Below are 22,155 nucleotides of genomic sequence, written 5' to 3' on the forward strand. Positions count from 1 at the left end.
CCGCAAGGACGGTCAGTGATTGGCGGAAGAGTGATTCGCGGGCCATGCTTACCGCATGAACGCGCTGGCACAGATCGACGACCTTCAGGCTGCGACTCAGGCCGTGCCTGCCGATCACCCCGAGTGGCAGTATCTCAACCTGCTGCGCGACATTCTCGACAATGGCGTGCGCCGCGACGACCGCACCGGCACCGGGACGCTGGGCGTCTTCGGTCGTCAGATCCGCTTTGATCTGTCGAAGGGCTTTCCGCTTCTGACCACCAAGAAGCTGCACACGCGCTCGATCTTCATCGAGCTGCTGTGGTTCCTCCGTGGCGAGACCAACATCGGCTGGCTCAAGGACAACGGCGTCGGCATCTGGGACGAGTGGGCCGACGAGAACGGCGACCTCGGCCCCGTCTATGGCAAGCAATGGCGCTCCTGGGCCGCGCCGAACGGCGCGAGCATCGATCAGATTCAGAAGCTGATCCACGGTCTCAAGACCAATCCCAACAGCCGCCGTCACATCGTCAGCGCCTGGAACCCGGCCGACGTGGACGACATGGCCCTGCCGCCCTGCCACTGCCTGTTCCAGTTCTTCGTCGCCGACGGCAAGCTCAGCTGCCAGCTGTATCAGCGCAGCGCCGACGTCTTCCTCGGCGTGCCGTTCAACATCGCCTCCTACGCCCTGCTGACCATCATGCTGGCCCAGGTGGTCGGGCTGGAGCCCGGCGACTTCGTCCATACCTTCGGGGACGCCCACCTCTATCTGAACCATCTGGAGCAGGCCGAGCTGCAACTGACCCGCGCGCCCCTGCCCCTGCCGACCCTGACCGTCGCGCCGAAGTCCGACCTCTTCGCCTATGAGCTGTCGGACTTCAGTCTGGACGGTTACAAGCCGTGGCCACATATTAAGGCTGATGTCGCTATCTAGGAGAGCAGGTGATGGCCGTCGGCAAACATGTTGTGCCCCGCGCCAATGGCGAATGGGCCGTACGCAACAGTGGAGCCACGCGTGCGACAAAGGTGTTCGACACCCAGGCCGCCGCTATCAAGTTCGGTCGAAACGCCGCTAAAAAGGACGGTGTCGAGTTTTACGTCCATCGTAAGGATGGGACCATCCGAGAACGCGACAGCTATGGCCGGGACCCTCACCCTCCCAAGGGGTGACCGGTCCCTTGTCGTTCGAGCAAAACGTCTTCATCAACTGCCCGTTTGACGACGCCTACATGCCGCTACTGCGGCCAATGGTCTTCTGCGTCTATCGCGTCGGCTTGCGCCCGCGCATCGCCCTAGAGCGCCACGACAGCGCCGAGGCGCGAATCGAAAAAATCATCGAACTGATCCAGAACTCCAAATACGGAATTCATGATCTTTCCCGAATTAAAGCCGACAAGGCGGGCGAAATGTTCCGGCTGAACATGCCGCTGGAGCTAGGTATTGATATTGGTGCCAAGCGATTTGGGCAGGGTCAGTTACAAAGCAAGAAGTGCCTCATCCTCGAAACCGAACGATACAGATATCAGGCGGCGGTCTCGGACCTGTCCAACTCAGATATCGCCGTGCATGGGAACGAACCGCTCGAGGCCTTCACTGTGGTTCGTAATTGGCTCGACACGGAAGCGGGCCTCAACATCGACGGCCCAACGCGACTCTGGGATCAGTTCACCGATTTCGTGGCCGACAATGACGATGCACTCGTCAAGCGTGGCTTCTCTCGCAGGGATATCGACCGCCTGCCCCTTGCGACCTTGATGCAAAACATGGACGACTGGGTTACTGCCCATCCTCTATGAACCTCAGAGACCTTCAGGCGGCCGTTCTCCGCATCTCCGACATCTATGCGCGCGAGCACGCCATCGACCGCGACCGGGACTGGGCCCTGCTCAAGTTGCAGGAGGAGCTGGGCGAGCTGACCAAGGAGCACCTGAACCTCTCGGGCCGCGCGCGCGGCAAGCCCGACGCCCAGGCCCTGGGCGATGAAGCCGCCGACGTCCTCGGTATGCTGCTCATCTACTGCGATCACGCCGGCATCGACCTGGAGGCCGCCATGCAGCGCAAGTGGCTGAAGTGGCTGGAGCCGACCACCTAACTTGACCTTTGCCCCAAACCATGACGGCATAACATGGGTATATTCGGGGGAATAACATGGCCAAGCTGCCCAAGAGGTTCACCGACCGCGTTCGGTCCCGCCTCAAGCATTTCCAGGGCATCGCCGTCGCCCAACGGGCGCGAGATGTATCGGAAGCCGACACCGTCACGCTGGTGAAGGACATCCTCGCCGAGGTGTTCGGCTATGACAAATATTCGGAACTGACCAGCGAGCATCAGATCCGCGGGACCTTCTGCGATCTCGCGGTCCAGACGGATGGCGCGATACGATTCCTGATCGAGGTCAAATCCGCAGGCTCCACCCTCAGCGAGGCGCACCTTCGACAGGCCGTGAACTACGGCGCCCACAAGGGAATCGAGTGGATCGTCCTGACCAATGCTGTCGAGTGGCGCTTCTATCGTGTGCGGTTCGCCCAGCCGATCGGATGGGATGAAGTCGTCAGCATCAACCTGCCTGAGATCACCACCCGATCGGAGGACGATCTGCAGAAGCTGTTCCTGCTCGCTCGTGAGGGTCTGGCTGCAGACGCCATCAGCGCCTTCCACCAACAGGGTCAGTTGTTCAACGCCTTCACCGTCGCCCAGACCGCCATGTCCGAGCCGGTCGTCACGGCGATACGGCGCGAACTGCGCCGCGCCTTCCCCGAACTCAAAATCGACCCCGAAGCCGTCGAGGAAATGGTCCGGCTGCACGTTGTGAAGCGTGAGCTCGTCGATGGAGACAAGGCCAATGAAGCGCGGGACCGCCTCAAGAAGGCGGCGCAGAAAGCCCAGCGCGCCGCCCGCAAGGCCGCTCAACTGGACGAGGAAAGCGAAGCAGCAGCCTGATCGTAAACTCCCGTATCGCCGTCTGGCGAAGCGGCCGGACTCGGCGCACCCTCCCCTGATCCGCGTCGATGCGGGGGCATGAAACGGGAGGGTTGTCATGTTGAAGAAGTTTGCGGCCGAACTGGTCGGGACGATGGTGCTGGTGCTGTTCGGGTGCGGCGCCGCCGTGCTGGGCGGGTTCGATCATGTGGGGCAGTTGGGCATCGCCCTGGCCTTCGGTTTCGCCATCATCGCCATGGCCTATGGCATCGGGCCGGTGTCGGGCTGTCACGTCAATCCGGCGGTCAGCCTGGGCGTCTTCGTCGCCGGGCGGATGAGCGCCAAGGACATGGTCATCTACTGGATCGCCCAGTTCATCGGGGCCATCATCGGCGCGGCCATTCTCGGCATGATCGCCAAGACCGGCTTCGCCAGCCTGGGCCAGAACGGCTTCGACGCCGGATCGCCGGGCGGATACGGCCTGCACGCGGCCCTGATCTTCGAGATCGTCGCCACCGCCATCTTCATCATCGCCATCCTGGGCGTGACGGGGGCGAAGGGACACGGCGCCTTCGCCGGCGTCGCCATCGGCATCACCCTGGCCGTCATCCACATCGTCGGCATCCAGGTGACGGGCGTCTCGGTCAATCCCGCCCGCAGCTTCGGCCCGGCCCTGCTGGTCGGCGGCCAGGCCCTGAGCCAGGTCTGGGTCTTCTTCGTCGCTCCGGCGGTCGGCGCGGTTATCGGCGCGCTCTTCTTCCGCTTGAAACTGCTCGAGCCCGACGCCTGATCAGGCCTGGGAGTCGGGCGCCGTCATCGGCATGCGGGCAAGCCGCGCGCTGATGTCGGCCTTGTCGCCGGGTGCGGTTTCGAGCGCGATAGTGTTCTTGATCGCACCCATCGACACCGTGGCGCGATAGACCTGGGCCTGGCCGGCGGCCAAGACAAAGGCCACGGTCGCGGCGTTGTTTTGCGGACCAGCCAGACCGCCGAACCCGGCCGACAGCTGATGTTCGCCCGGCTCGACAAGGATGGCGGTGAACTTGCCGCCCTTCAACTGAGCGAACTCGCGCCCGTCCAGCGCGAGATTCATTCCGGCCGCCATGGCCACGAAGCCTTCGCGATAGACAATGAGCAGCCCCTTGCCGGGCGGTGGAGTCAGAGAGGCCGCTTGCGCGCGATCAGCCTCGCTCGCGGCGACCCCGGCTCTATTTCCCGCCAGGTTGGCCATGATGTAGGCGGTGAAGCCGCCCGCGAACAAACCTGCCAGAATCGGCAATACGCCAAGGTCGGCGCCCACCGCGCCGCCCAGGAAGCCAAGCAGGAAGGACACGACAAACAGGACAATAAAGCCCACGATCAAGGGCTTGGCGTACTTGTTCATTGGTCGTTCCCCGGCCAGACTGAGACTATCGTTTCATCGCCAACGGATTTCACAGCTTGAGCGTTCCCAAGATCGCCATCGTCGTCGCCCGCGCCCGCAACGGCGTCATCGGACGCGACGGCGACCTGCCGTGGCGGCTAAGGTCGGACCTGCAGCGGTTCAAGGCCGTCACCGTGGGCAAGCCCTGCATTATGGGCCGCAAGACCTGGGAGAGCCTGCCGCTCAAGCCCCTGCCCGGTCGCCTGAACATCGTCCTGACCAAGGACGGCTCATATGAGTCGGAAGGCATGGCCAAGGGCGCGCTGGTCTGCTCAAATCTGAGCGAGGCCCTGTCCATCGCGCGCGAAACCGCCGTCGAGGATGGCGTGGACGAGGTCTGCGTCATCGGCGGCACCGCCCTGTTCGAGGCCGTCCTGCCGCGCGCCCAGCGCCTCTACATCACCGAGGTCGAGGCCGAGCCCGAAGGCGACGCCCGCTTCCCGGCCTTTGACGAAGCCGCCTTCGTCGAGACCTTGTCGGAAACCCACCCGGCGGGCGAGAAGGACGACCACGCCTTCACCTTCCGCACCCTGGATCGTCGCTGAAACGGAGAAGTCGCATGCTCGTCACCACAACGAACGACCTGGCCGGCCATCGCATCGTGCGCCACATCGGCATGGTGCGCGGCGTCACCGTGCGCTCGCGCAATCTGGTATCCGACGCCATCGGCGGGGTGCAGTCGATGATCGGCGGGCGCGTCGGCGCCTATGTGAAGCTGGCCGAGGCCGCGCGTCAGGAAGCCTATGACGAACTGGTCGCCCACGCCCGCGACATGGGCGCCAACGCCATCCTGGCCATGCGCTACGACGCCAACGAGATCATGCCCGGCGTGACCGAGGTCCTGGCCTATGGCACCGCCGTCGTGGTCGAGCCGGCCTAGAGGCTCAGCCCTTCGACCACCCGCGCCGCCACGGCGGCGAAGCGTTGCGCGACCTCGCCTTCAGGCTCAGCCGAAACCAGCGGCTGGCCCGCATCGCCCGCCTGACGCAGGGCGGCGTCCAGCGGCAGGTCGCCGAGGAAGACCACGCCCAGCCGCTTCGCCTCGGCCTCGGCCCCACCCTGACCAAAGACCGGGCCGCTCATGTTTTCGATCAGGCCCAGGGTCGGAACCTTGACGCGCTGGAACAGGGTGTGCGCCCGGCGCGCATCGGCCAGCGCCACCTCCTGCGGGGTCGAGACGATGACCGCCCCGTCCAGCGGGGTCTTCTGGATCAGGGTCAGTTGCACGTCGCCAGTGCCGGGCGGCAGGTCCACCACCAGCACGTCCAGCGGCGCTTCCTCGGTCCCCCAGCGGGTCTGGGTCAGCATCTGGGCGATGGCCTGGGACGCCATCGGCCCGCGCCAGATCATGGCGTCGTCGGCCTTGGTCAGCAGACCCACCGACATGGCCTTCAGGCCGTGCGCCACGTGGGGCACGATGGCCCCGTCCACATAGTCCGGCTGGCCCGACAGACCCAGCATGGTCGGCAGGGACGGGCCATAGACGTCGGCGTCCAGCACCCCGACCGCCAGGCCGCGAGCCGCCAGGGCCGCCGCCAGGTTGACCGCCACCGTCGACTTGCCGACCCCGCCCTTGCCGCTGGCCACGGCCAGAACCCGCTTCACATGGGCCGGGCGCTCGGTCGGCACCGGCGCCTTGGGCCGCCCCTGATCGGTCGCCGCCTTCGACAGGCCTGCCGTCCTGCGCGGCGCGGCGGCGGGCGCCGTCTCGGCGGTCAGGACGACCGACACACGCGCCATGCCCGGCATGGCCTTCAGCGCCGCCTCGGCCGCGTCGCGGACGGGGGCGTAGATGGCCGTCTCGCCCGCCGGCGCCTCCATGACGAAGCCCGCGCGGTCCTCGGCCACCGTCAGGCCCTGAACCAGACCGGCGGCGATCAGCCCCTGTCCCGATTTCGGGTCGATGACGGCGTCGAGGGCGGCGATTACGGCGGTGCGGTCGATCAAGGCTCTGCTCCTTGGCCCTTGCCGGGCCGGTCGCGGGCGTTCTATCGCCCTCTGGTCCTGTTCGCGAGCCTGTTCCTTTGTCCAAAACGCCCCGCCTCACCCTGATCGCCGGCCCGACCGCCTCGGGCAAGTCGCGCCTGGCGCTGGACATGGCCGAACGGACCGGCGCGGTCATCATCAACGCCGACAGCCAGCAACTCTACGCCGACCTGCGCGTCCTCAGCGCCCGCCCATCGGTGGAGGACGAAACCCGCGCCGAGCATCGTCTCTACGGCGTCGCCGACGCCGCGGACGCCTGGTCGGTCGGTCGCTGGACCCGCGCCGTCATGCCGTTGCTGGACGAACTGGACGCGCAGGGCCGCCCGGCTCTGCTGGTCGGCGGCACCGGCCTCTACTTCAACGCCCTGACGCGTGGCCTGGCCGACATTCCCGCCGTGCCCGACGACGTGCGCGACGCGGTCCAGGCCGACTATGATCGCGAAGGTGAAGCCGCCTTCCGCCGGCGCCTGGCCGAGGTCGATCCAGCCTCCGCCGCCGCCATCACCCCCGGCGACCGCCAGCGCCTGATACGCGCCCTGGCCGTGGCCCAGGCCAGCGGACGGTCGCTCAGCGACTGGAAGGCCGACACCAAGCCCCTGCTGACGCCCGGCGCCTACGACGCCCTGGTGGTCGAACCGACGCGCGACCACCTCTACGCCGCCTGCGATGCGCGGGTCCGTCTGATGATTGAACACGGCGCCGTGGACGAGGTTCGCGCCCTGCTGGCCCGTAATCTCGACCCCGCCCTGCCCGCGATGAAGGCCGTCGGCGTACCCGAACTGGCCGCCCACCTGTCGGGCCAGACCTCGCTGGATCGGGCCGTCGACGCCATCCGCCTGTCCACCCGCCACTACGCCAAACGCCAGTTGACCTGGTTCCGCAACCAGACCCGCGATTGGCGGCGGCATCTAGTCACCCACCATCAGCGCGTATAACATCGTTTCAGCACATTATTTCGAGTGGAGCCGTTGATGTTGATCGCCTTCTTTTTCGCCGCCTTCCTTTCCGGTCAGACACCGCCTCCCGCCGCTGCCTCGCAGACGGTTTCCGCTACCGAAGCCTCTACGACGCCGCGCTCGCGCCGCGACGGCGTCGTTTGCCGACGCGAAACGGTCATGGGCTCCAACCGCCCGCGTAGAGTTTGCACGTCTGCTTCGGATCGCGACCTGCGCAGACAGAATGCGGACAGCATCATCGAGCGAACCACGAACGGAAACCCGACGAACAATCCGACCCTGGACGGCAATTGATCAAACGCCCCTCCGGTCTCGCCTTCATCGATATGGCGTCTTGATCGGCTTGCACCCGCGAACGAGCGGCCTATATTGATCCTGTCCGGGTTCGCCCGGACTATGGCGATAAACGCGCCTGTAATAAGCGGACCGGACCCGGGTGCGATTCCCGGCGGCTCCACCATCTTCTTCCCCGCGTTATCGGCGGAGGCAGCATGGGGCCGACTAGCATCGACGGACGTGTAAAGAGGATGCTTTTGCCCGTCCTGGCCCACCGTATCGGGCCATATTCTAACTGCGAACGATAACTTCGCTGGAGAAGTCCGCCTCGCCGCGTAATGCGGTTCGGTTGATTTCGAACACTTAAGTCCTGGGGGTTCAGATCCTCAGGCGGGGCCCGGGGGGCGCCTGGCAACAGAAGCCCCCCACTTTCCTGACATCTCCGTCTTCCGTCGCTCGCCTGTCGCGGGTAACAGTCGGCCGTTCCCAGTTTCGAGGCCCCGATGACGGATCAAGCTCCCCCGGTCGATGAGATGCACTATGAGCAGCTCGCCCAGGACGCCCTGCGCGGCGTGATCCGCTCTGCGCTGGAACGCGCGGCCGAGCCCGACGGCATTCCCGGCGCGCACCACTTCTACATCACCTTCAAGACCCGGGCGCCGGGCGTCTCTGTTCCGCCCGACGTCCTGGCCAAATACCCCGACGAAATGACCATCGTCCTGCAGCATCAGTATTGGGATCTGGACGTCCAGCACGACCGTTTCTCGATCATGCTGAAGTTCGGCGGCATGCCCAAGGTCCTGGCCATGCCCTATTCGGCCGTGACCCGCTTCTACGACCCCAGCGTCCAGTTCCTGCTGCAGTTCGAAGAGCCCGAGATCGTCGAGGCCGAGATCGCGCCCCTGACGCCCCCGGCCCGCGACCCGAACGCCGCCCCGCCCCCCTCGGGCGACGACGACGGCCCCAAGGTGGTTTCGCTGGACCAGTTCCGGAAGAAGTAGGCCCGGTTCAGCGCCCGTGATCGCCGTCCTGGGATCACGCCAAGACCTCAATGCGCCAGGACCTCGTCGATCACCCAGGTCTTGACCGCCATCGTGTCGCTGAGGTCGCCGGCGTAGACATGATCAGGCGTATAGGGCCCAAAATCGCTCGCCCCGCGAGCAAGCTTCATCAGGGTTGAGAAGTTTCGCAGCCTCGACGGCAAGGTGACCGTTCGCACCTCCATGTAGCGTGTCGAAACATCGGTCGCCTCACCTACCTGAACGGCGCCGACCCGACGGAATAGGTCGACCGCCATCAGGCACGAACTGAAGCAATAGCGATCGGTCACGATCACCAGTCGCCCCGTCATTAGCGAACCTGACACACCACCATCCGACCGCTCGACACGCGTAACCGCAGGCGTCGCCGCCTCGGCGCATTGCGTCAACTCCGGCCAGAAGGTGCGACCATCGTCTTTCGCCGCCTGCATCTCTGCGACCATCGACGCCCACTCGGCAGCGCCCTCATCACCCCGATCCACCCGAATGCGTTCTTGCCAGGCCCGCAAGGCGGAGATGTTATCCGCCGAGGCTCGATAAAAGGCTCCGCCACAAGAGACGGCTCGCCGGTTCGCCTCGATCACCTTCGCCCCCACCAACGCCCTGGTGATACGGTCCGATAGCGAAGAATTGCCGCCGCCGTTGCCCCGAAGGTCAACCACCACCCACGGGGCCCGGCGTAGGTCATCCGCTTGGGCCTCGACCCTGGCCGCCAATTCAGCGGCGCCGTCCCCCAAGGTCCCCAGACTGATCCAGTACCCGTCGCCCACCTGATCGATGGCCAAACCGACAGACGCCCTTGTTTCAGCTGCCCCGAATGCTCGCCCGATGGTTTCCAGAGACTCTCGACGCCACCGCAGATCAACTGTCTGGCGCTGCCCGTCCGCGCCATGAAACACACAGGTTTCCGGTCGCTTCAGGAAGGGATTGCCTGAATCCAGCAGAAGCCAGCTTCCGGCCTTGGCCAGTTGCGCCTCGACAGTAGCATCGGCCCTGAACAGACCAATGCGCGTCGCGGCCCATGTCTCGGCGGCTTCGCCGTCGCAGCTTTCCAGGCGCGCGCCCTTCAGTGCTGGATCACCAGGTTCTGCCTCTTGCCCGACCACGGTCCAGGTTCCGCCGCGCCGTCCCAGCACCAGCCCGGTCCAGTTGACCGCGCCCGGCTGCATCGACGGGCGCGACCAAATATGGCCGTCGCGAAAATCCGTCGCCATGCCAGCCATCAGTGCGCTGTAGCCCTCGAAATTCTCGACCTTCGACAGCCGCTCGTCAAAGTGACGGCGTGCGGTCCGCAACTGCGCCTGGAAATCCTCATCCCCCACCTCAGCGACGGCGCCCGGATGATTATTCTCGATCAGCGCCAAAGCGAAACGTCCGTCGGCTTCAGCCAGGCCGCGCCAGTGGATTGCAGCTTCCGTCGACCGCGTGTCGCGCGCCTGCGCCGCGCCAGCCGTCACGAGAGCGCCGAGCATCGCCGCCAACAAGATATGCTTCATTTGAATCCCCCACATGCAGGAGGGAAGCTAACCTCGGGGTCAGGGCCTGGGGGTTAAATCTGGGTAAGTTTAGCGCCCCGCCCTCACCTTCTCGGAAACACCCGGATCGTGATCCGTTCGCGCTCGCCCTCGTTGCGTTCCACCAGCAGGCGCGCCACCTGGCTGTCGTCGTGGAACAGATAGCCCTTGATGGCGTCCAACAGGGCCTTGGCCAGATTGTCGAGGTCCATCCACGGCGCGTCGCCGACGTGCTCCATCAGGATCTCGACCGTATAGTCGCCCCAGGCCGGGCGGGCGCTCCATTCCTTGCGGAAGAACTCATAGGCCAGCGGCTTGTAGTATTTGGCCTGGGTGGTCAGGCCGTCGATGGTGATCTCCACCGTGTCGCCGACCTCGCGTCCGCGCACCTTTCCCGTGCCGATCCAGCCTTCCACGCGCGCCTTGCTCCGTTAGCCAATGGTCGGGCCGCCTTGCCCCGCCGTGTCCGCGTGCTACACCGCCCGGCATCTTCCCGCCACGTCTGAGAACGAGCCTGCGATGAGCAACGTCCGCATTGAAACCGACACCTTCGGCCCCATCGAGGTCGCCGCCGACCGATACTGGGGCGCGCAGGCCCAGCGTTCGCTCGGCAACTTCAAGATCGGCTGGGAAAAGATGCCCCTGCCGGTCGTGCGCGCCCTGGGCGTCGTCAAGCGCGCCGCCGCCGAGACCAACCGCGATCTGGGCAAGCTGGACCCCAAGCTGGCCGAGGCCATCATCGCCGCCGCCAATGAAGTGATCGAAGGCAAGCTGAACGACCACTTCCCCCTGGTCGTCTGGCAGACGGGTTCGGGCACCCAGTCGAACATGAACGCCAACGAGGTGATCTCGAACCGCGCCATCGAGATGCTGGGCGGCGAGATGGGCTCCAAGAAGCCGGTCCACCCCAACGACCACGTCAACATGAGCCAGTCGTCGAACGACACCTATCCGACGGCCATGCACGTCGCCTGCGCCGAGCAGGTGGTGTCGGACCTGCTGCCGGCGCTGAAGCACCTGCACGCCGCCCTGAAGGCCAAGTCGGACGCCTGGGCCCACATCATCAAGATCGGCCGCACCCACACCCAGGACGCCACGCCCCTGACCCTGGGTCAGGAGTTCGGCGGCTACGCCCAGCAGGTCGAGAACGGCATCAAGCGCATCGAGCAGACCCTGCCCGCGCTGATGGAGCTGGCCCAGGGCGGCACCGCCGTCGGCACCGGCCTGAACGCCCCGGTCGGCTTCGCCGAGAAGGTCGCAGCCAACATCGCCGCCATCACCGGTCTGGCCTTCACCACCGCCCCCAACAAGTTCGAGGCCCTGGCCGCCCACGACGCCATGGTCTTCAGCCACGGCGCGATCAACACGGTCGCCGCCTCCCTGTTCAAGATCGCCAACGACATCCGCTTCCTCGGCTCCGGCCCGCGTTCGGGCCTGGGCGAACTGGCCCTGCCGGAAAACGAGCCGGGCTCCTCGATCATGCCGGGCAAGGTCAACCCGACCCAGTGCGAAGCCCTGACCCAGGTCTGCGTCCAGGTGTTCGGCAACAACGCCGCCCTGACCTTCGCCGGCTCGCAGGGCCACTTCGAGCTGAACGTCTACAACCCGGTCATGGCCTACAACTTCCTGCAGTCGGTCCGCCTGGTCGCCGACGCGGCCATCAGCTTCACCGACAACTGCGTCGTCGGCATCGAGGCCCGCGAGGACAACATCGAGCGCGGCCTGAACAACTCGCTGATGCTGGTCACGGCCCTGAACGGCCGCCTCGGCTATGACATCTGCGCCAAGATCGCCAAGACCGCGCACAAGAACGGCACCACCCTGCGTCAGGAAACCGTCGGCGGCGGCTACCTGACCGACGCCGAGTTCGACGAATACGTCCGCCCCGAGAAGATGATCTCGCCGGGCTGAGGATCATGAGCAGACGCCGCGTCCTTGTCGCAACTGTCGCCGTCATTGGTTTGGCTGGTTGCGCTGGGGCGTGGCGGCCTCAAGACGACCACGCCCCGTGGCCGATGCTGCGAGATACCTGCGATTATGATCAAATCGCTGCTGCAGCCATCAAGGAACGCTATCCGTGGTTCGTGCCTCCCGGAAAGCTCGCTTCAGCACAGTATCAGGACGTCATAATCGCCTTCTATCCGCTGCCCGACGTGATGCCCGGCGGCACCGCCCATGCCACGGTCGGCGTCCGCGACTGCAAGGTCAAAGAGGTCTGGATCACTCAGTAGCCACGGCTACCTGTCCCTGATCGTCCGCCCCACCGGGGCCAGCGACAGCTTGGCCAGTTCGACGTTCTTCAACGCGAACGGGATGCCGATCAGGCTGACGAACTGCGGCACCGCGATCAGAATATGGGCCAGGGCGATATACCAGCCCGCCAGCACCACCCAGATCACGTTCAGCCCCAGACCGAGGCAGCCCGCGCCCAGATCGGCCGGATTGGGATCACGCCAGACGATCTCGCGTCCGAACGGCCAGAAGGAATAGCTGGCGATCCGCCACGCGGCGAAGGCCCACGGCAAGCCCACCACCGTCAAGGCCAGCAGCAGCCCGCCGAACAGCCAGGCCAGACCCGAGGCGAAGCCGCCCAGAAAGAACCACAGCAGGTTCAGCAACAGTCGGATCAAGGTCGTCTCCCCGCGCGCGATCTGCGCGACGCCCCTGATATGGCGAAAAGCCCCGCCGGTGACAGCGGGGCCAGGGTGAATTCGCGGTAAGGCGGCGGCTAGTGTTTTTCCATCCAGCGCGCCTTGGCCTCGTCCTTGGTCATGTTCAGGTGGACGTGTTCATCGATGTGATCGACCCAACTGACCGGGATCATGTGGTGTTTCAGACCTGACCCCATGTCGAACTTGGCCAGTTCGATCTGGTCGCCCATGACGTGATCGACGCGACCGACGTGGCCGCCGTCCGAACCGACGACTTCGAGATGTTCCTTGATCATCGAGGCGTTTATCATGACCCTCTCCATTGCTGTTTGGGGTGATGGTGAAACGGCCCGCGCCGCGAACGGGTCCATCACAATGCCTGCCCAGGGAGTTCACGATGTCGCTGACCGTCCATCACGCGCCCCAGTCCCGCTCCACCCGCCTGCTGTGGCTGCTGGAAGAATTGGGCGCCGACTACGACATCCACTACGTCGAGATTGAGCGACAGGGCGGCCAGGGTCATGCCGATCCGACCAATCCTCATCCGCTGAAACAGGCGCCCGCCGTCAGCGTCGACGGTCAGGTGCTGATCGAGTCGGTGCTGATCTTCCTCTTCCTGACCGACCGCTATCCTGAGACCAAGATGGCGCCGGGGCCGAAAGACCCGCGCCGCGCCGAGTACCTGTCGTGGCTGGGCCTCTACAACAATGTGCTGGAAAGCGTCCTGACCTCGGGTCCGCCCGACAGCTGGAACGTTCTGAGAAAGGCCGGATACGCCGCCCTGGACCAGCGCTGGCGCGCGGCGATCAAGGACGGCGGCTACATCCTGGGCGAGTTCTCGGCGCTCGACATCCTGTTCGGCAGCCTGCTGCAGTGGTTCCGGGCCGCCATGCCGCCGGGCGAGCCCTATGACGCCTATGTCCAGCGCATCGGCGCCCGACCCGCGCTGAAACGCGCCTGGGCCAAGGACAGCCCGGACGGTCATGTCTGATGGGCGAGGTCGTCAACCTGAACAAGGCGAGGAAGGCCCGCGACAAGGCCGAGGCCAAACGCACAGCCGACGCCAACCGCCTGACCTTCGGCCGCACCAAGACCGAACGCCTGTCCGCGCAGAAGGACCGCGACCGCGACGCCGCCCGCCTGGACGGTCACAAGCTGGACGAGCCGGAGTAGACCCTTTCCTCCCGTCATCCCGGCCGTAGCATAGCGGAGAGCCGGGACCGCCGCAGACGCCGCCGCTTGATGCGGTCCCGGATAGCCCTAGGGGCTTCCGGGATGACGCTTCGCCTAGGCCGCCGACCGCTTCGGCGCTCGGATCAGGAACAACTGCCCGGCCAGCACCAGCGCCAGCCCGACGAGGGCGATCACGCCGAACTTCGCCCCCTCGAACATCACCGACACCAGCATGGCGATGGGCGGCGTCAGGGCCGAGATATAGCTAGCAAGGGCATAGCCGCGCGCACGCGCGATGGTGAAATAGAGGCCAAACGCGATCACCGAGCCGAACAGCGACAGATACAGCAGCGAGATGACATAGGCCGGGCTCCACGCCACCGACCACGATACGCCCGTCGTCAAGCCATAGAGGGCCAGCGCGCCCGTGCCATAGGCCATGGCCCAGGCCGTGCCGGGCAGAACCTGAGCCCCCGCCTGCTGACCCTTCCAGGCGAACCAGTTGCCGAAGGCCGAGGCCACGACTGCGATCACGGCGAAGGTCACGCCTTCGACGGCGTGCAGGCCAAGGCCCGCCCCCATGACCTCGCCGCCTGACAGGACGGCCACCCCGATCACCCCCATGCCCGCGCCCAGCCAGGCCGCCGGCGCCGCCTTCTGCTTCGAGGCCACGCGGAACAGGATCAGGTTGAGGAAGGCCAGGGCCGCGAAGATCACCGCCACCACGGCCGAGGCGATCTTCTCCTCCGAGGCATAGACAAAGGCGTAGCTGATGGCGAAGGAGAACAGCCCCTGCCCCATGGCCATCAGGTGCTGCGGCCGCGTCATGGCCAGCTTTCCGCCCGTCGCCTTGACCACCAGGGCCAGCACCGCCGCCGCAATGGCGAAACGCATCACCACCGACACCACCGGATCGACCGCGCCCAACTGGAAGGTGATCGCATACCAGGTCGTGCCCCAGATCAGGGCGCAGACGCCGATCCCGCCCAGGGCCAGGGCGGCCGGCGACATCAGGGGCTTGGTCACGGATTCAGTCACAGGCTCGGTCACGGGCGGGGCCTCAAGGCGACTCAACGGAAACGAAAGCGGAACCTCCGTTAGCACCGGATCGCGACCGCCGCGCCACCTGTCTTGCAGCCTTATGTGACGCTCGCGCGTTCTGCTAAGCTATCCCCCTCACTGGATCTCTCATCATGCGCTTTCTTCCGCTGATCGCCCCGCTCGCCCTGGTGGTCGCCGCCTGCTCCAGCGTGGCTGGCCCCGAGGCCGACAGCACCTCGGTCGAGGTCACCGCCGCCTATCGCGAGCGCATCATGCTGCCGCCCGGCCACGTGCTGACGGTCAAGGTCGAGGACGTCAGCCTGATGGACGCCCCCGCCCGCGTCCTGGCTGAAACCAGCCAAACGCTGGAAGGCCGCGGCCCGCCCTACGCCGTCACCCTGTCGGTGCCGAACAGCCAGATCGACCCGCGCCATACCTATGCCGTTCGCGCCGAGATCCGCGACCCGGCCGGCGCCCTGCGCTTCACCACCGACACCCGCCACTCGATCCTGACCAATGGCGCGGGCAACAAGGTCGACATCATGATGGTCGGCGTCCGCTAGACCGTGAGCAGCCTCGCCAAGCGTTCCGTCCTCCTGTCCGGCCACGCCACCTCGGTGGCGCTGGAGCCGGAGTTCTGGGCCGTGCTGGACGCCATCGGGGCTGAACTGAACCTCGGCCGCGCCGCCCTGTTGATCCGTATCGACGCCTGGCGCGGCCGTCGCCCCCTCGCCTCGGCCTGCCGCGTCCTGGCGCTACAATGGGCCAGTGGCGACCGCAGCTTCGCCGGAGAAGACGATGATGACCTCTGACAACCGCCTGATCCCCGCCGCCGTCATCGGCGGTCTGCTGGCCGTCGGCCTGATCGGCGGCGGCGCCCTGATCGGTCAGGGCGTGGTCAACGCCCGCGCCGGCGACCGCTCCGTCACGGTGCGCGGGCTGGCGGAAAAGGACGTGAAGGCCGATCTGGCCGTCCTGCCGATCCGCTTCACCGCCTCAGGCGAGGTCCTGTCCGAGGTCCAGGCCCGCATCGACGGCAACCTGGCCATCGTGCGCCAATTCCTCAAGGCCCAGGGCTATCCCGACACCTCGGTCGATCTGGGCCAGCTCGGCGTCGCCGACACCCGCTCGCGCGAATACGCCAGCCAGACCGGCGGGCCTCGGTTTATCCTAACCCAGACGGTGATCGTGCGGACCAATGACGTGGACCGGGTTCAGACCACCACCCGCAACCTCAATGATCTGGTGCGTCAGGGCGTAGTGCTGCAGGACTTCCAGGGGCCGTCCTACATCTTCACCAAGCTGAACGACGTGCGCCCCGCCATGATCGCCGAGGCCACTGCCGCCGCCCGCACCGGCGCCGTCCAGTTCGCCAAGGACTCCGGCGCGCCGCTCGGCCCCATCAAGTCCGCCGGCCAGGGCTCGTTCGAAATCCTGCCCCGCGACGGCTTCGGCGACGAAGCCACCTCGCTGAACAAGAAGGTCCGGGTGGTGACCACCATCAGCTACCGGCTGAAATAGGCCCTGCCAGATAGGCCGCCAACACCACGGCGTCGTTGTGGACCTCGTCCCTCGCGCCATAGACCAGCGTGGTCCTCCCTGCGCGGATCACGTCCTTCAATTGCTGGACGGCCTCGCCATTGGCGTCCAGTTCGGCGCGATAGCGGCTCTGGAACTCGTCCCACCGCGCCGGATCATGACCGAACCATTGGCGTAGGTCGGTGCTGGGCGCGATCTCCTTCAGCCACAGGTCGATCGCCGCCTTCTCCTTGCTGACGCCGCGCGGCCATAGGCGATCGACCAGCACGCGCTGGCCATCGCCAGGCGAGGCGGCTTCATAGGCGCGTTTCAGGATCACCGGACCCTCTGCCACGGCGTCAGCCCTGAGGTTCCGTGCTCGGCGTCGTCACGGTCGGCGGCTCCGCCGGACGCGGCACGTCCGGCAAGCGCGGCGTCTCCGGCAACTTGGGCGCAGGCACGTTGATGTCCAGATTGACCTCCGGCGCCTCGGGCGCGGCGGGAGGGCGACCGCCCGAGTAAAGGAACCAGCCGATCACGGCGACGGCCACCACCAGACCGCCAAGAATAAAGGCCAGCAGTCCGCCGCCGCCCTTGCGCTCGGCGCCGGTGTTGATCGTCGTCTGATGCACGACACGTTCGGGCGGCGGGATATTGGGGTCCGTCATGCGCAGGCTCCTCGTCGCTTTAATCAGGCTCAGAAAACGGGGGTCAGGCTTGGCGGTTCCCTTCGGCCATTTTCCAACGGGGCCTGACTTTGGCCTCTGTGCTGCTTATGTTCTCCTCCGAATCCGCCTTGCGTGAGCCGCTTATCCCGTGACCGACCTGCCTTCCCCCCGTATTTCCGACCTCGCGCGCGGCCACTCGCCGCAAGGCGCGGCTGACTATCTGTCCGGCCTGAACCCCGAACAGAGGCTGGCGGTCGAGACGACCGAGGGGCCGGTCCTGGTCCTGGCCGGCGCCGGCACGGGCAAGACCCGCGTCCTGACCACCCGTCTCGCCCACATCCTGGCGACGGGCCGGGCCAAGCCGTGGGAACTGCTGGTCGTCACCTTCACCAACAAGGCCGCGCGCGAGATGCGCGAGCGCATCACCCATCTGATCGGCCCCTCGGCCGAGGGCCTGCGCTGGCTCGGCACCTTCCACTCGGTCGCGGCCCAGATCCTGCGCCGCCATTCAGAACTGGTCGGGCTGAAGTCCAGCTTCACCATCCTGGACACCGACGATCAGGAACGGCTGCTGAAGCAGCTGCTCGAAGCGGCCAATATCGACACCAAGAAGCACACGCCCAAGTCGTTGGCCCACCTGATTGACCATTGGAAGAACCGCGGCTGGACGCCCGAAAAGCTGCCGCCGGGCGAGGACTTCGCCAACGGCAAGGGTCACGCCCTCTACGCCGCCTATCAGAAGCGGCTGGCCACGCTGAACGCTTGCGACTTCGGCGACCTGCTGCTGTACAACCTGACTATCCTGTCGCAGCACGCTGATCTGGCTGAGGAATACCGCCGCCGCTTCCGCTATATCCTGGTGGACGAGTATCAGGACACCAACGTCGCCCAGTACCTGTGGCTGCGTCTGCTGACCTCCTCGACCGGCAATGTCTGCTGCGTCGGCGACGACGATCAGTCGATCTACGGCTGGCGCGGGGCCGAGGTGGACAACATCCTGCGTTTCGAGCGGGACTTCCCCGGCGCCAAGATCGTCAAGCTGGAGCGCAACTACCGCTCGACCAAACACATTCTGGGGGCCGCCTCGGCCCTGATCGCGACCAATCAGGACCGTCTGGGCAAGACCCTGTGGACCGAGGACGACAGCGGCGACAAGGTGCGCGTGCGCGGCGTCTGGGACGGCGAGGCCGAGGCCCGCCTGATCGCCGACGAGATCGAGACCGCCCGCAAACAGGGCATGAAGTACAAGGACATGGCCGTCCTGGTCCGCGCCTCCTTCCAGATGCGGGCGTTTGAAGAACGCTTCGTCATGCTGGCCGTCCCCTATCAGGTCATCGGCGGTCCCCGCTTCTTCGAGCGCGCCGAAATCCGCGACGCCCACGCCTATCTGCGCCTGATCCAGTCCGAGGACGACGACCTGGCCTTCGAGCGCATCGTCAACACGCCCAAGCGCGGCATCGGCGACACCTCGGTCCAGAAGATCCTGCACATCGCGCGCGAGAACGGCGTCTCGGCCATGCAGGCCGTCCGCCACCTGATCACCACGGACGAGCTTCAGGCCCGCACCCGCACGCCGCTGGCCAACTTCGTGCGTGACCTCGACCGCTGGCGCGATCTGGCGAGCATGGGCACGCCCCACTGGCAGGTGACCGAGACCCTGCTGGACGAGAGCGGCTATACCGAGATGCAGAAAGCCGACCGCACCAGCGGCCAGACGCGCCTGGACAACCTCAAGGAACTGACCCAGGCCATGCAGGCGTTCGAGACCCTGCAAGGCTATCTGGAGCACGTCTCTCTGGTCATGGACCTCGACCGGGCCGCGCCTGAGTCCGAGAGCGGCGCGGTGCAGATCATGACCCTGCACGGCGCCAAGGGGCTGGAGTTTCCCCTGGTCTTCCTGCCCGGCTGGGAGGAAGGCGTCTTCCCCAGCCAACGAAGCATCGACGAGAAGGGCGTTAAGGGCCTCGAGGAAGAACGCCGCCTGGCCTATGTCGGCGTTACCCGCGCCAAGCAGGACGCCCGCATCAGCTTCGCCGCCAACCGTCTGGTCTATGGCCGCTGGACCTCGCAACTGCCCAGCCGCTTCGTCGACGAACTGCCCCTCGCCCACGTCGATCCGCAGTCGGACACCGGCTACTACAACGGCGGCGGCGCGCCCGGCATGCAGCAGCCCAAGAGCCGCTGGGATGACAACCCCTCCTTCGGCGCCGGCTATTCCAGCCCCGGCTGGAAACGCGCCCAGAGCTTCACCTCCAGCCCGTCTTCGCGCTCAGCTTCGAGTTCGACGCCCGCCCGCAAGGCTGTCATCGAGGGCCAGAGCCGCCCGGTGGCGCCGTCGAAATCCAGCAGCGAGTGGTCGCGCGGCGACCGCGTCTTCCATCAGAAGTTCGGCTATGGCGCCGTGCGCGCCGTCGAGGGCAATAAGCTGGTCGTCGCCTTCGACAAGGCGGGCGAGAAGAAGGTCATCGACACCTTCGTCGAGAAGGCCTCCTAGGCCTTCCTTCCCCTACCCGCGACGGACTCCCAGATCGCCGTCAGCACCAGTATGACCGTCGAGGTCATGGTCAGGGCCAGCGGCGACAGCCCCTGTCCGAACAGCAAGGCCGCGCCCAGGGCCGCCACCCCGACCACGCGCGGCCAGGCCACCTTGCCCCAGATGCTGTAGATCGACAGGGCCGTCCCCAGCAAAAACAGCATCGGTCCGCCGATCAGGACCGCCGCATTGGCCACGCCCGCCGCGCCCAGCGGATGGGCCAGGGCCAGTTCATCGCCCACCGCTGTCACCACGATCCCAGCCACCACGATGATCGGGCAATAGGTATAGGTGCGACGGGCGATGGCGCCGGGGTCCGCGGCGTGGCTGATGGTTTCCGACCCCGCCTCATGGGCCTCGCTGAAAAACAGCCACCACATGGTGATGGTGGTGATCAGGGCCGACACGAAGACCGCCACGACCGTCGGCGTCCACGCCAGTTCGGCGAAGGTCGCCCCGGTGATGATGATCGACTCGCCCAGACAGATGATGACGAACAGGCCGACCCGCTCGGCCAGGTGCGCCCCCTCGACATCCCAGTCCGTCGTGCTGGACCGTCCCAGGCCCGGCACGAAGAAGGCCATGGCCGGCCCGGTGAACTCCAGTCCCAGGGCGATTAGCCACAGCGCCAGCCGCGTCTGCCCCTCGGCCAGACCCCCGCTGATCCAGAACACGGCGCCCAGCAAGGCCCAGACGACAATCCGCTGGAAGTTGGCCCTCTGTGCGGGCGCGCCCCACACTGCCCGCAGGGTGAACAGGCCCCGCCCGACCTGAATGGCCACGAAGGCGCAGGCGAAGACCAGTCCCTTGTCTCCGAACGCCTCGGGCAACGAGGTCGACATGATCAACCCCGCCGCCATCAGGGCGAACAGCATCAGCCGCACAGGCCCCCGCTCGGGGTCCAGCCAGTTGGTGATCCAACTGGTGTCGATCCACACCCACCACACCGCCGCCAGCAGGATGGCCGCCTCAAGCGCCCCCAGGGGCGTCAGGTGCGCCAACAGCAGATGGCTGACCTGGGTGATGGCGAAGACGAAGACCAGGTCGAAAAACAGTTCGACAAAGCCGACCCTGGCGTGTTCTCCCGGTGTTCGAACGCGCATCAGACTGGTCATGGCTCACCCTTCCCTCATCCCGTTCAGCGACCGTGCCGCCGTGCGCGCCGTTCGTCCAGACCCCGGCGCGTTCCTGCCTGGCTCGGACCAGGCTGACCCGCCCCTGTGGGAACAGGCGGCGGCGGGGTTCATCCTCGCCATGCTGACGGGAGCCTTGATCGGCCCCGTCCTGGCCCCCGATCAGGCCGAGACGCCCATCCTTCGCCTGTTCTGGCTGCCGGTTTACGCCACGACCGCAGGCCTGCTGCTTCTGCGCTTCAACGTGGTGGTCAAAGCCTGGCCGGCCTGGCTGGCGCTCGGAGCCGTGGTCGCCCTGGCCTTCGCCTCTCAATACTGGTCGATCGACCCCGCCACGACCAAGCGGCGCGTCATCGCCATGACCATCAACGGCTCCTTCGCCCTCTATCTGGGCGCCCGGTTCCACGGGATGAATCTGCCTCGGCTGATCGCCTGCTGTGCGCTGGTGCTGGGCGTGCTCAGCCTCTTCATGGTCTTCGCCGTGCCGTCGATCGGGGTGCACCATGGCGTCAACGACGGGATGTGGCGCGGCGTCTGGTACGAAAAGAACCAGATGGGCATCGCCATGGTCGCCGGCGCGACCGCCGCCGCCGCCTGGCTGGCCGCCGAGGACCGTCTCCGGCTCACGCCGATCGCCGCTCTTGTTTTATGCCTCGTGCTGGTGCTGGCGACGCGCTCCAAGACCTCGCTGCTGTGCGCCCTGATCGGCATCGGCGTCATCGGCGTCCTGTGGAGCCTGAAGCGCTCGCCGCCCGCCCTGATCGTCGTCGCCGTCTGGATGGGTGTGATCAGCGGCGCCGTCGGCTGGTGGCTGTGGACGTTCGAGTCCGCCGAAATCCTGAAGGCCCTGGGCAAGGACCCCACCCTGACCGGACGCACCGAGATCTGGACCGCCCTGTTCCGCATGATCGATGAACGCCCCTGGACCGGCTATGGCTACAACGCCTTCTGGGGACCGGATTCCGAACCCGCCGCCTGGATCAGGCATCAGACCGGCTGGTCCGTGCCCTCGGCCCACAACGGCTGGATCGACCTGCTGATCCAGTTGGGCTGGCCCGGCGCCATCCTGGTCGGGACCATCATGGCCTCGTCCTATCTGACGACCCTGATCCGCCTGCCGTCAGCGGGTCGGCGCGAAGGTTTCTGGGGCATCGCCTACCTCAGCGTCTATATCCTTCTGACCCTGTCCGAGAGCGTGCTGGTCAGCGCCCAGAACATGCCCTGGGCCCTGTGTCTGGCCATCCTGGCGCGGGCGGTTTACCCGGAGCCCCTGCCTGAACGCGCCACGCTTGCACCCAACCTTCGCGCGGCCTACCAGACCGGTCCCCGAATCGCCTCAGACTGA

The 22,155-nt window shown here is 66.2% G+C and carries 30 protein-coding genes and 1 other RNA gene; 21 read left to right on the forward strand and 10 right to left on the reverse strand.

Annotated elements, in window-relative coordinates:
• Positions 1–55 precede the first annotated feature (55 nt).
• The 6 genes from ACR9FL_RS10300 (at position 56) to ACR9FL_RS10325 (ending at position 3,688) form a co-directional block, all read left to right on the forward strand.
• On the forward strand, positions 56–913 hold the full coding sequence (locus ACR9FL_RS10300) for a thymidylate synthase (protein WP_436355502.1): 858 nt from the start codon (positions 56–58) through the stop codon (positions 911–913).
• Positions 914–924: 11 nt separating this feature from the next.
• Entirely contained in the window at positions 925–1,149 is a 225-nt protein-coding gene (locus ACR9FL_RS10305; protein WP_436355503.1) for a DUF2188 domain-containing protein, read from the forward strand.
• An 8-nt stretch (positions 1,150–1,157) separates the two neighbouring features.
• On the forward strand, positions 1,158–1,775 hold the full coding sequence (locus ACR9FL_RS10310; RefSeq protein ID WP_436355504.1) for a hypothetical protein: 618 nt from the start codon (positions 1,158–1,160) through the stop codon (positions 1,773–1,775).
• A complete protein-coding gene (locus ACR9FL_RS10315) occupies positions 1,772–2,071 on the forward strand; it encodes a phosphoribosyl-ATP pyrophosphohydrolase (RefSeq protein ID WP_436355505.1) in 300 nt (99 codons plus the stop codon). The genes ACR9FL_RS10310 and ACR9FL_RS10315 overlap by 4 nt, the downstream gene beginning before the upstream one ends.
• Before the next feature lie 56 nt (positions 2,072–2,127).
• On the forward strand, positions 2,128–2,919 hold the full coding sequence (locus ACR9FL_RS10320) for a type I restriction enzyme HsdR N-terminal domain-containing protein (protein ID WP_436355506.1): 792 nt from the start codon (positions 2,128–2,130) through the stop codon (positions 2,917–2,919).
• Positions 2,920–3,016: 97 nt separating this feature from the next.
• A complete protein-coding gene (locus ACR9FL_RS10325) occupies positions 3,017–3,688 on the forward strand; it encodes an aquaporin (RefSeq protein WP_296175891.1) in 672 nt (223 codons plus the stop codon).
• On the opposite strand, the gene ACR9FL_RS10330 is transcribed toward ACR9FL_RS10325, so the two are convergent.
• A complete protein-coding gene (locus ACR9FL_RS10330; RefSeq protein ID WP_436355507.1) occupies positions 3,689–4,282 on the reverse strand; it encodes a hypothetical protein in 594 nt (197 codons plus the stop codon).
• 56 nt (positions 4,283–4,338) lie between these two features.
• Between ACR9FL_RS10330 and ACR9FL_RS10335 the strand changes: the two genes are divergently transcribed.
• Complete coding sequence (locus ACR9FL_RS10335) at positions 4,339–4,866, forward strand: dihydrofolate reductase (RefSeq protein WP_436355508.1); 528 nt, start codon at positions 4,339–4,341, stop codon at positions 4,864–4,866.
• Between the two features lie 14 nt (positions 4,867–4,880).
• Entirely contained in the window at positions 4,881–5,201 is a 321-nt protein-coding gene (locus ACR9FL_RS10340; protein ID WP_436355509.1) for a YbjQ family protein, read from the forward strand.
• Here the strand turns inward: ACR9FL_RS10340 and ACR9FL_RS10345 are convergent.
• Positions 5,198–6,268, reverse strand: a complete 1,071-nt coding sequence (locus tag ACR9FL_RS10345) for an Mrp/NBP35 family ATP-binding protein (protein WP_436355510.1) — start codon at positions 6,266–6,268, stop codon at positions 5,198–5,200. The genes ACR9FL_RS10340 and ACR9FL_RS10345 overlap by 4 nt on opposite strands.
• Before the next feature lie 77 nt (positions 6,269–6,345).
• Here ACR9FL_RS10345 and miaA point away from each other — a divergent pair, with 77 nt between their 5' ends.
• The 4 genes from miaA to ACR9FL_RS10365 all read left to right on the forward strand — a co-directional run bounded on the left by miaA (position 6,346) and on the right by ACR9FL_RS10365 (position 8,540).
• Positions 6,346–7,242: a tRNA (adenosine(37)-N6)-dimethylallyltransferase MiaA gene (gene miaA, locus ACR9FL_RS10350; RefSeq protein ID WP_436355511.1), complete on the forward strand. Its 897-nt coding sequence runs from the start codon at positions 6,346–6,348 to the stop codon at positions 7,240–7,242.
• Between the two features lie 36 nt (positions 7,243–7,278).
• Positions 7,279–7,557 (forward strand): hypothetical protein, encoded by a 279-nt coding sequence (locus ACR9FL_RS10355; RefSeq protein WP_296175885.1) that lies wholly within the window; start codon positions 7,279–7,281, stop codon positions 7,555–7,557.
• Positions 7,558–7,602: 45 nt separating this feature from the next.
• Positions 7,603–7,969, forward strand: a transfer-messenger RNA (tmRNA) gene (gene ssrA, locus ACR9FL_RS10360).
• A gap of 73 nt (positions 7,970–8,042) precedes the next feature.
• Positions 8,043–8,540, forward strand: a complete 498-nt coding sequence (locus ACR9FL_RS10365) for an SspB family protein (protein ID WP_296175884.1) — start codon at positions 8,043–8,045, stop codon at positions 8,538–8,540.
• Positions 8,541–8,587: 47 nt separating this feature from the next.
• Here the strand turns inward: ACR9FL_RS10365 and ACR9FL_RS10370 are convergent, their stop codons facing one another.
• On the reverse strand, positions 8,588–10,075 hold the full coding sequence (locus ACR9FL_RS10370; protein ID WP_436355512.1) for a hypothetical protein: 1,488 nt from the start codon (positions 10,073–10,075) through the stop codon (positions 8,588–8,590).
• 83 nt (positions 10,076–10,158) lie between these two features.
• Complete coding sequence (locus ACR9FL_RS10375; protein WP_436355513.1) at positions 10,159–10,509, reverse strand: RusA family crossover junction endodeoxyribonuclease; 351 nt, start codon at positions 10,507–10,509, stop codon at positions 10,159–10,161.
• A 103-nt stretch (positions 10,510–10,612) separates the two neighbouring features.
• Here ACR9FL_RS10375 and fumC point away from each other — a divergent pair, with 103 nt between their 5' ends.
• Positions 10,613–12,004, forward strand: coding sequence for a class II fumarate hydratase (gene fumC / locus ACR9FL_RS10380; RefSeq protein ID WP_436355514.1), 1,392 nt, complete (start codon positions 10,613–10,615; stop codon positions 12,002–12,004).
• A 5-nt stretch (positions 12,005–12,009) separates the two neighbouring features.
• A complete protein-coding gene (locus ACR9FL_RS10385; protein ID WP_436355515.1) occupies positions 12,010–12,324 on the forward strand; it encodes a hypothetical protein in 315 nt (104 codons plus the stop codon).
• Positions 12,325–12,330: 6 nt separating this feature from the next.
• Here ACR9FL_RS10385 and ACR9FL_RS10390 read toward each other — a convergent pair whose 3' ends face one another.
• Both ACR9FL_RS10390 and ACR9FL_RS10395 read right to left on the reverse strand, forming a co-directional pair.
• Positions 12,331–12,723 (reverse strand): YccF domain-containing protein, encoded by a 393-nt coding sequence (locus ACR9FL_RS10390; RefSeq protein ID WP_436355516.1) that lies wholly within the window; start codon positions 12,721–12,723, stop codon positions 12,331–12,333.
• Between the two features lie 98 nt (positions 12,724–12,821).
• Complete coding sequence (locus ACR9FL_RS10395; RefSeq protein ID WP_296175878.1) at positions 12,822–13,055, reverse strand: DUF2171 domain-containing protein; 234 nt, start codon at positions 13,053–13,055, stop codon at positions 12,822–12,824.
• Between the two features lie 86 nt (positions 13,056–13,141).
• Between ACR9FL_RS10395 and ACR9FL_RS10400 the strand changes: the two genes are divergently transcribed.
• Both ACR9FL_RS10400 and ACR9FL_RS10405 read left to right on the forward strand, forming a co-directional pair.
• Complete coding sequence (locus ACR9FL_RS10400; RefSeq protein WP_436355517.1) at positions 13,142–13,735, forward strand: glutathione S-transferase family protein; 594 nt, start codon at positions 13,142–13,144, stop codon at positions 13,733–13,735.
• The gene (locus ACR9FL_RS10405; protein WP_436355518.1) at positions 13,735–13,917 is read left to right on the forward strand and encodes a DUF4169 family protein; all 183 of its coding nucleotides are present in this window, start codon (positions 13,735–13,737) and stop codon (positions 13,915–13,917) included. The genes ACR9FL_RS10400 and ACR9FL_RS10405 overlap by 1 nt, the downstream gene beginning before the upstream one ends.
• Positions 13,918–14,031: 114 nt before the next feature.
• Here the strand turns inward: ACR9FL_RS10405 and ACR9FL_RS10410 are convergent, their stop codons facing one another.
• The gene (locus tag ACR9FL_RS10410; protein WP_296175874.1) at positions 14,032–14,967 is read right to left on the reverse strand and encodes a DMT family transporter; all 936 of its coding nucleotides are present in this window, start codon (positions 14,965–14,967) and stop codon (positions 14,032–14,034) included.
• Positions 14,968–15,110: 143 nt separating this feature from the next.
• Between ACR9FL_RS10410 and ACR9FL_RS10415 the strand changes: the two genes are divergently transcribed.
• Genes ACR9FL_RS10415 through ACR9FL_RS10425 form a run of 3 tightly spaced genes read left to right on the forward strand, consistent with a single transcriptional unit; the run spans position 15,111 to position 16,479 of the window.
• On the forward strand, positions 15,111–15,521 hold the full coding sequence (locus tag ACR9FL_RS10415) for a YbaY family lipoprotein (protein WP_436355519.1): 411 nt from the start codon (positions 15,111–15,113) through the stop codon (positions 15,519–15,521).
• Positions 15,522–15,524: 3 nt separating this feature from the next.
• Complete coding sequence (locus ACR9FL_RS10420) at positions 15,525–15,770, forward strand: ribbon-helix-helix domain-containing protein (protein WP_296175872.1); 246 nt, start codon at positions 15,525–15,527, stop codon at positions 15,768–15,770.
• On the forward strand, positions 15,757–16,479 hold the full coding sequence (locus ACR9FL_RS10425) for an SIMPL domain-containing protein (RefSeq protein WP_436355520.1): 723 nt from the start codon (positions 15,757–15,759) through the stop codon (positions 16,477–16,479). Before ACR9FL_RS10420 ends, ACR9FL_RS10425 begins: the two co-directional genes overlap by 14 nt.
• On the opposite strand, the gene ACR9FL_RS10430 is transcribed toward ACR9FL_RS10425, so the two are convergent.
• Together ACR9FL_RS10430 and ACR9FL_RS10435 are read right to left on the reverse strand one after the other, a co-directional pair.
• Positions 16,460–16,816 (reverse strand): DUF488 domain-containing protein, encoded by a 357-nt coding sequence (locus ACR9FL_RS10430; RefSeq protein WP_436355521.1) that lies wholly within the window; start codon positions 16,814–16,816, stop codon positions 16,460–16,462. The genes ACR9FL_RS10425 and ACR9FL_RS10430 overlap by 20 nt on opposite strands.
• A 19-nt stretch (positions 16,817–16,835) precedes the next feature.
• A complete protein-coding gene (locus ACR9FL_RS10435) occupies positions 16,836–17,144 on the reverse strand; it encodes a hypothetical protein (RefSeq protein ID WP_296175869.1) in 309 nt (102 codons plus the stop codon).
• Positions 17,145–17,292: 148 nt separating this feature from the next.
• Between ACR9FL_RS10435 and ACR9FL_RS10440 the strand changes: the two genes are divergently transcribed.
• Entirely contained in the window at positions 17,293–19,638 is a 2,346-nt protein-coding gene (locus tag ACR9FL_RS10440; RefSeq protein WP_436355522.1) for an ATP-dependent helicase, read from the forward strand.
• On the opposite strand, the gene ACR9FL_RS10445 is transcribed toward ACR9FL_RS10440, so the two are convergent.
• On the reverse strand, positions 19,635–20,792 hold the full coding sequence (locus ACR9FL_RS10445) for a low temperature requirement protein A (RefSeq protein ID WP_436355523.1): 1,158 nt from the start codon (positions 20,790–20,792) through the stop codon (positions 19,635–19,637). The genes ACR9FL_RS10440 and ACR9FL_RS10445 overlap by 4 nt on opposite strands.
• Between ACR9FL_RS10445 and ACR9FL_RS10450 the strand changes: the two genes are divergently transcribed.
• Positions 20,791–22,155: an O-antigen ligase family protein gene (locus ACR9FL_RS10450; RefSeq protein WP_296177350.1), complete on the forward strand. Its 1,365-nt coding sequence runs from the start codon at positions 20,791–20,793 to the stop codon at positions 22,153–22,155. The two genes, ACR9FL_RS10445 and ACR9FL_RS10450, sit on opposite strands and share 2 nt — an antisense overlap.

Source organism: Brevundimonas sp. CEF1, from assembly GCF_051353055.1.
Lineage (GTDB): Bacteria > Pseudomonadota > Alphaproteobacteria > Caulobacterales > Caulobacteraceae > Brevundimonas.

Coding starts and splice junctions, on each gene's coding strand:
- ACR9FL_RS10300 (WP_436355502.1), top strand. CDS start 56: ATGAACGCGCTGGCACAGATCGACGACCTTCAGGCTGCGACTCAGGCC.
- ACR9FL_RS10305 (WP_436355503.1), top strand. CDS start 925: ATGGCCGTCGGCAAACATGTTGTGCCCCGCGCCAATGGCGAATGGGCC.
- ACR9FL_RS10315 (WP_436355505.1), top strand. CDS start 1,772: ATGAACCTCAGAGACCTTCAGGCGGCCGTTCTCCGCATCTCCGACATC.
- ACR9FL_RS10320 (WP_436355506.1), top strand. CDS start 2,128: ATGGCCAAGCTGCCCAAGAGGTTCACCGACCGCGTTCGGTCCCGCCTC.
- ACR9FL_RS10325 (WP_296175891.1), top strand. CDS start 3,017: ATGTTGAAGAAGTTTGCGGCCGAACTGGTCGGGACGATGGTGCTGGTG.
- ACR9FL_RS10330 (WP_436355507.1), bottom strand. CDS start 4,282: ATGAACAAGTACGCCAAGCCCTTGATCGTGGGCTTTATTGTCCTGTTT.
- ACR9FL_RS10340 (WP_436355509.1), top strand. CDS start 4,881: ATGCTCGTCACCACAACGAACGACCTGGCCGGCCATCGCATCGTGCGC.
- ACR9FL_RS10355 (WP_296175885.1), top strand. CDS start 7,279: ATGTTGATCGCCTTCTTTTTCGCCGCCTTCCTTTCCGGTCAGACACCG.
- ACR9FL_RS10365 (WP_296175884.1), top strand. CDS start 8,043: ATGACGGATCAAGCTCCCCCGGTCGATGAGATGCACTATGAGCAGCTC.
- ACR9FL_RS10370 (WP_436355512.1), bottom strand. CDS start 10,075: ATGAAGCATATCTTGTTGGCGGCGATGCTCGGCGCTCTCGTGACGGCT.
- fumC (WP_436355514.1), top strand. CDS start 10,613: ATGAGCAACGTCCGCATTGAAACCGACACCTTCGGCCCCATCGAGGTC.
- ACR9FL_RS10385 (WP_436355515.1), top strand. CDS start 12,010: ATGAGCAGACGCCGCGTCCTTGTCGCAACTGTCGCCGTCATTGGTTTG.
- ACR9FL_RS10395 (WP_296175878.1), bottom strand. CDS start 13,055: ATGATAAACGCCTCGATGATCAAGGAACATCTCGAAGTCGTCGGTTCG.
- ACR9FL_RS10400 (WP_436355517.1), top strand. CDS start 13,142: ATGTCGCTGACCGTCCATCACGCGCCCCAGTCCCGCTCCACCCGCCTG.
- ACR9FL_RS10405 (WP_436355518.1), top strand. CDS start 13,735: ATGGGCGAGGTCGTCAACCTGAACAAGGCGAGGAAGGCCCGCGACAAG.
- ACR9FL_RS10415 (WP_436355519.1), top strand. CDS start 15,111: ATGCGCTTTCTTCCGCTGATCGCCCCGCTCGCCCTGGTGGTCGCCGCC.
- ACR9FL_RS10425 (WP_436355520.1), top strand. CDS start 15,757: ATGATGACCTCTGACAACCGCCTGATCCCCGCCGCCGTCATCGGCGGT.
- ACR9FL_RS10435 (WP_296175869.1), bottom strand. CDS start 17,144: ATGACGGACCCCAATATCCCGCCGCCCGAACGTGTCGTGCATCAGACG.
- ACR9FL_RS10450 (WP_296177350.1), top strand. CDS start 20,791: ATGGCTCACCCTTCCCTCATCCCGTTCAGCGACCGTGCCGCCGTGCGC.
- ACR9FL_RS10445 (WP_436355523.1), bottom strand. CDS start 20,792: ATGACCAGTCTGATGCGCGTTCGAACACCGGGAGAACACGCCAGGGTC.